This window comes from Acinetobacter sp. AOR18_HL, assembly GCF_027855145.1.
Lineage (GTDB): Bacteria > Pseudomonadota > Gammaproteobacteria > Pseudomonadales > Moraxellaceae > Acinetobacter > Acinetobacter pittii.
This window is the reverse complement of record NZ_JAKTIG010000010.1, coordinates 1-5,716: the sequence shown is the minus strand read 5'-3', so window position 1 is coordinate 5,716 and position 5,716 is coordinate 1. Positions and strand designations below refer to the sequence as shown.

At 39.1% G+C, this 5,716-nt stretch carries 3 protein-coding genes and 2 pseudogenes; 1 reads left to right on the top strand and 4 read right to left on the bottom strand.

All coding sequences use genetic code 11. The annotated features are described in order from the left end of the window. On the bottom strand, nt 1-938 hold a 938-nt coding region (locus MKL51_RS02755; RefSeq protein WP_079396101.1), incomplete at its 3' end, for an IS30-like element ISAba125 family transposase. Between the two features lie 56 nt (nt 939-994). Here MKL51_RS02755 and MKL51_RS02750 point away from each other — a divergent pair. Beyond that, nucleotides 995-1,456 (top strand): annotated as a pseudogene (locus MKL51_RS02750) (DUF4882 family protein); the annotation flags it as partial. Nucleotides 1,457-1,513: 57 nt separating this feature from the next. Here MKL51_RS02750 and MKL51_RS02745 read toward each other — a convergent pair. From MKL51_RS02745 to MKL51_RS02735, 3 genes and pseudogenes are all read right to left on the bottom strand, one after another. Continuing rightward, complete coding sequence (locus tag MKL51_RS02745; protein WP_064784177.1) at nt 1,514-2,623, bottom strand: S-(hydroxymethyl)glutathione dehydrogenase/class III alcohol dehydrogenase; 1,110 nt, start codon at nt 2,621-2,623, stop codon at nt 1,514-1,516. A gap of 228 nt (nt 2,624-2,851) precedes the next feature. Then, nucleotides 2,852-4,477: pseudogene (locus tag MKL51_RS02740) on the bottom strand (non-contractile tail sheath protein); the annotation flags it as partial. A gap of 7 nt (nt 4,478-4,484) precedes the next feature. Continuing rightward, a protein-coding gene (locus tag MKL51_RS02735) for an IS3 family transposase (RefSeq protein WP_085945698.1) occupies nt 4,485-5,644 on the bottom strand; the annotation gives its coding sequence in 2 pieces (ribosomal slippage) (nt 4,485-5,410 and nt 5,410-5,644; 1,161 coding nt in all). Between the last annotated feature and the right edge of the window lie 72 nt (nt 5,645-5,716).

Below are 5,716 nucleotides of genomic sequence, written 5' to 3'. Positions count from 1 at the left end.
TTTCTAGGACGAGTATTCAGTGACATGGCAACTTGATTTAAATAATGCTGATCTGCCTGATTTAAATCAATCCCTTTAGGTAAATATTGCCTAATTAAACCATTCATATTTTCGCATGTGCCTTTTTGCCAAGGTGAATGTGGGTCACAGAAATATACATCTATGCCTAAATCTTCTTCGAGTATTTTATGTTCTGACATCTCGCGTCCACGGTCATAGGTCAACGTTTTACGCAGTTCTGCAGGTAAATATTTCAGAGCTTCAGTTAAAGCCTTGCGCACTGATTCTGCCTTTGCATCAGGTAATGTTGCCAAGATACAGAGCCGTGTATTTCGTTCAATAAGTGTTGCTATCGAACTTTTATTGTCTTTACCTTTAATTAAATCAGCTTCCCAATGACCCGGTATTTTTCTTTCTTGAACTTCGGCTGGGCGCTCATGAATAGTTTTAATATCCTGTAATATAGAATCTTTTTTAGGTTCACCGTTAGCTTTTCGCTTTTTATTTTCATGACGCAGACAGGATAATAAGTCTTTTTTCAACTCACCCTTGGGTAATGCTCGTATCGTTGAATAAATCGTTGTATGGCTTACATTCATTGTTTGATCCAAATCAGGAAATGTCTTTAAACGCTTTGCTATTTGCTGAGGAGACCATAAACAACGGATCGCTTCAACAATAAATTTCCAGAGGATTGAATCGATTTTGAGTTTTCTGTGACCACGTCTACGTCTAGCGAAGGTGTTATCAGAAGCATATCGAGCTTGATAAACGTCATTGATGCTATTTCTTTTAAGCTCACGATAGATCGTACTAGGATGTCTTTTAATGAGTTCAGCAAATTTTCTGGCTGAAAAGCCTTCTTTTCTTGACTCAAGCATTAATGCAGTACGATCTTCAAAGTTAAGATGATGGTATGACAATTTTATATACTCCATAAACCCTTTAAATTAATTAGGTGGTTTATGTCGCACTTCAAGTTTTACTCTGCCCGTATATGTCTAGTATTTATTTTACGGGCGTGACAAATAATGGTTATACAGTTAGATCAAGCTATGGGTTTGATATGGGAAGTTATGATCCAGATTTTGGTGAAAACCCTCCTATGTTAATTTATTCTGTAAATTATCGTCTTAGCGATAATAGTGGGCCTGATCATTCCTACTACAAAAGCCAGAACATGACAAATAATACACAGGAATATCAACGATTAGGAATATATATTAACCAGAATAATGGGCAGGTCGGTTTTATTGTAAATGGTGTTGATCAAGGTTATAAATCTACTTTACCTGCTCCACTTGAAAATATAAGTTTTAATGTAGTAAGTGGTTTATCAATATATTCTAATCAGTTATTTGGGCAAGAGTTGTCTAGTGAACTCATTACTGACCGTAATGCATTACAGTTTAACTATCCTCAGGGCACAACAGACATGTGTGGTAATGCTATTTAAGATATAAAACTATAAGTGGTAAAAAAGGGCTGAATCACAGCCCTTTTTTTCTTTTATTTAGAAATGAATGACAGTACGAATTGATTTACCTTCGTGCATTAAATCAAAAGCGGTATTAATGTCTTGTAGAGGCATTGTATGCGTTACAAAAGGTTCAAGTTGAATCTCACCTTTCATAGCATCTTCGACCATTTTAGGAAGTTGTGTACGACCTTTTACCCCACCAAAAGCAGTACCCAACCACTTACGGCCCGTCACTAACTGGAATGGGCGTGTCGAAATTTCTTGGCCTGCACCAGCTACACCAATAATAACAGATTGCCCCCAGCCACGATGTGCACATTCTAGAGCCGAGCGCATAACATTGACGTTGCCAATACATTCAAATGAATGATCTACACCCCAGCCTGTCATTTCTACAATCACTTGCTGAATTGGTTTATCGTAATCTTTAGGGTTTAAGAAATCTGTAGCACCAAATTGCTTAGCAAGTTCAAATTTATCTGGGTTTGTATCTACGACAATAATGCGCCCTGCTTTAGCTTGACGTGCACCTTGTACAACCGCCAAACCAATACCGCCTAAGCCAAATACAGCAACGGAATCACCTTCTTGTACTTTTGCTGTGTTATGCACGGCGCCAATACCAGTCGTCACGCCACATCCAAGTAAACATACTTGTTCGTGATTCGCTTCAGGATTGATTTTAGCCAAAGAGACTTCTGCAACTACCGTGTATTCACTAAAGGTTGAACAACCCATATAGTGATAAATTGGTTCGCCGTTATATGAAAAACGTGTGGTTCCATCCGGCATTACACCTTTACCTTGAGTAGCACGTACCGCAACACATAAGTTAGTTTTTCCAGATTTACAGAATAAGCATTCTTTACATTCAGCTGTATAAAGTGGAATCACATGGTCACCAGGTTTAACGCTTGTTACGCCCTCACCCACTTCAACCACAACACCTGCGCCTTCATGACCTAAGATGGCAGGAAAAACACCCTCTGGGTCATCGCCAGATAATGTAAAAGCATCGGTATGACATACCCCTGTATGGGTAATTTTTATTAAAACTTCACCCGCTTGAGGTGGTGCAACATCAACTTCAACAATTTCTAAAGGTTTTCCTGGGGCAAAGGCGACAGCTGCACGAGATTTCATCTTTGGGTTTCCTTTAAATCATTCGGTATTTATAGTCGAGCAAAATAGATTATATATTGATAATACAAGAGCTTAATTTTGCTTAAATTAAAATTGGCTTTCATGACAATCCATCACAGCATAGCCAGTCAAATACATCTAAGCAAGCCTACATTTAAAAAAGAAGAAAACCTCTTAGTTGAAGAGGTTTCTTATCAAATCATTAGCTTATAAGCAGCTTGTTTTTACTTAGAGGTAAATATCTGGTGGATATGGTGTGTTATCACTAATTGGTGAGTAAAGTGTATTTTCAACAAAGAAGCCATTTGGGGCTTGAGTGGTATCAATCGTAATTGAATCATACATAACTTGTGGATATGCCCAGATAAATTGCTTCATTAACCCTAAAGAAACATTGTTTTTCATGTCACCAAAAATTCGTTGCCAAATGGGTGTTCGATATGGCTTGTTTTTATCAAAACCATAGATATAAGCAATAGAGGCATCGGGAACAAAACCAGATAAATAAATGACTTTATTGGCAGGATAGCCTAACCCTTGTATAGGTATTTGGGAAACTGCCTGATGTGCCAAGTCTAAGCGAGCTTCTAATAGCCAGTCATAAGCTTCTGTCATCATGTAATCAAAATTAGGATATGAGTAGTGTTGGCTTGGATAGTTAATATACGTGGCTAAAGTCTGAATTGGAGATTGAATGGAAGGAAAGAAAATGAGCGGGCTAACTTTGGCACTGGAATATTTTGCTTTGATCACGGTACGAATATTTTGACAGGTTTGACCTAATTTATTTATGAGCCATGTTTTAAACTCATCATAAGGCGTTCCTGTTTTATTCATTGCCTCATAAATAGTACCCAAATCTGGTGCATATAATCCTGTATCTGCATTAAAAGCCAATTTTGTTGGATAGTCATACACACAAGGTAGATTGGTGTCAGTGTTATACCACCACCAAGGTTCACCAATCTGCATATTTACATCGCATCCACCCACTACCATTGCATCTGCAAACTCAATAAAGACTTTATGTAGATATGCCAAAGCATTCTGATGACTTAAACTAAAAAAATAGCTCGGTGGTTGGTAGCCTGTTTTACCTAAATTACTGTTCCAGTCACGCTGTGCCCAATATTCATTGGCGCCCAAGGAATACATTTCAAAACTGACCCCAAAAATGGGTTGCAAACTGGCGCTATGTAAAGCTTGAGCATATTTCTCATGCCATTTACGAGTGCATGAGTTAACGACCGCCTCGCCTGTCACCAACGTATCTGGTATTTGCCATTTATTAATATCACTTTTCCATGTCATTTCTGGATAATGCGACATCCCACAATAGTGGTTAACAAAACCCTGGTATCCCAAAGCGACCATATTGTTGACTAGGCGCTGAGGATTTAAGTCATAGTGGTCATCATAGCTGGTACAGATGCCATAATTGTGCTGTGGCACAACTACACGGCTCAAATTTAACTTTGCATTTGTTCCAGTTACAACGGAGTTAGTGAGGCGAATGTAGCCATCTTTTGGTTGACTTAAAGGTATAGCGGTTTGACCATTATAGTCACTGGTAAAGCCAGAAAATGAAATTCGCTGAATATTGGTTACCGGAAAGCTATCTGTAGCAGAGAAGCCTGCTTTTACTGTATCCCAATTAATACGAATATGCGCCGTTCGCGAGGAAGGATTATTTGCGTAATTAAATAGGACAATATATGCAATTTTATTTACGCCATTTTCATTATAGTACACCGTTAAAGTGGGCGTTAAACTTGGATTGTTCAGCACTGGCATCGTGGCAGATAGCTCAATATCGAAGTCCCAAACCACCCCTACATAGCTGTATTTGGTTTGATTGATCCTAGACAGTATCGTGGACAACAAATCCCTCTAAATTCTTAAAATATTTCTTCTCAAAGGCTTCAGGGCTTAACCAGCCATTTGCAGAATGTCTTCTGACCCGATTGTAATAAATCTCAATATAGTCAAACAAGACAGCATTCGCTTCTTTTCGAGTGGCAAACACACTGCCATGGACCACATGACCTTTCAATGTATGAAAGAAGCTTTCAGTCACTGCATTATCCCAACAGTTTCCACGTCTAGACATACTCTGAGTACAATCATTTGTCAGTAACAGCGCTCTAAAATCACGACTACAGTACTGTGAACCTTGGTCCGAATGAACCATAACACCAGTTGGATAACCCTGACGAGCCATTGCATAGTTAAACGTATCACACACCAACTGGCGGTCTATTCGATGGCTGGTTTGCCACCCCACGATACGACGACTAAATAGATCCAGCATCACACATAAATACAGCCAACCTTGCTTGGTACGGATATAGGTAATATCCGTTGTCCAAACCTTGTTAGGCTGAATGACTGTAAATTGACGCTCTAACAGATTGGGTGCTGTAGGCAAACGATGGTTTGAATCAGTCGTATGCTTGTATTTACGCGCAATCCTGCTGCGTAAACCCAGATTTTTCAGCATTCTTCCAACAGTGCGTTCACTCATGCTGTAACCTAAATCATGCATGTCATGTACCAATGAAGGTGCACCCAATCGTGCATGATGCTGCCAATATACGGCTTTTAAATCATTATATTTCTCTACCGTATTGGCCTGACGTTTTCGCCAGGCATAATAGCCTGAAGTGCTGACACCTAGGTATTTACAGGCAGAAGATACCGTGACTTCATTCATATCTAGATCTTGAATTACCGTGTACTTTTCTTGGCATGATCTGTTAGAAAGTACACATGCGCTTTTTTTAAGATGTCATTGGCTTCCTTGAGCTGTTTGACTTCTTTCTCTAATTCCAAGATCCGCTGTTGTTCTGGTGAAAGTTGACGTTTGCTTGAACCCACTGGATTGGTTTCACGAATCCATTTGTCTAAAGTTGAATAACCCACACCTAATTTCTGGGCGATTGCAGCTATAGGCTCGTGTGAGTTTGAAAGTGCATAATCAATTGCTTGCTGTTTAAATTCAGCACTAAAACGTTTGGCCATTTCTTGGATCTCCAAAGTTAACGTTACGTTATCTTTAGAGGGAAGTACTGTCCATTATTTTGGCTAGGATCA

What these genes read in the sequence shown, in the direction of transcription:
- MKL51_RS02745 (WP_064784177.1), bottom strand. Translation starts at nt 2,623, where the DNA reads ATGAAATCTCGTGCAGCTGTCGCCTTTGCCCCAGGAAAACCTTTAGAA.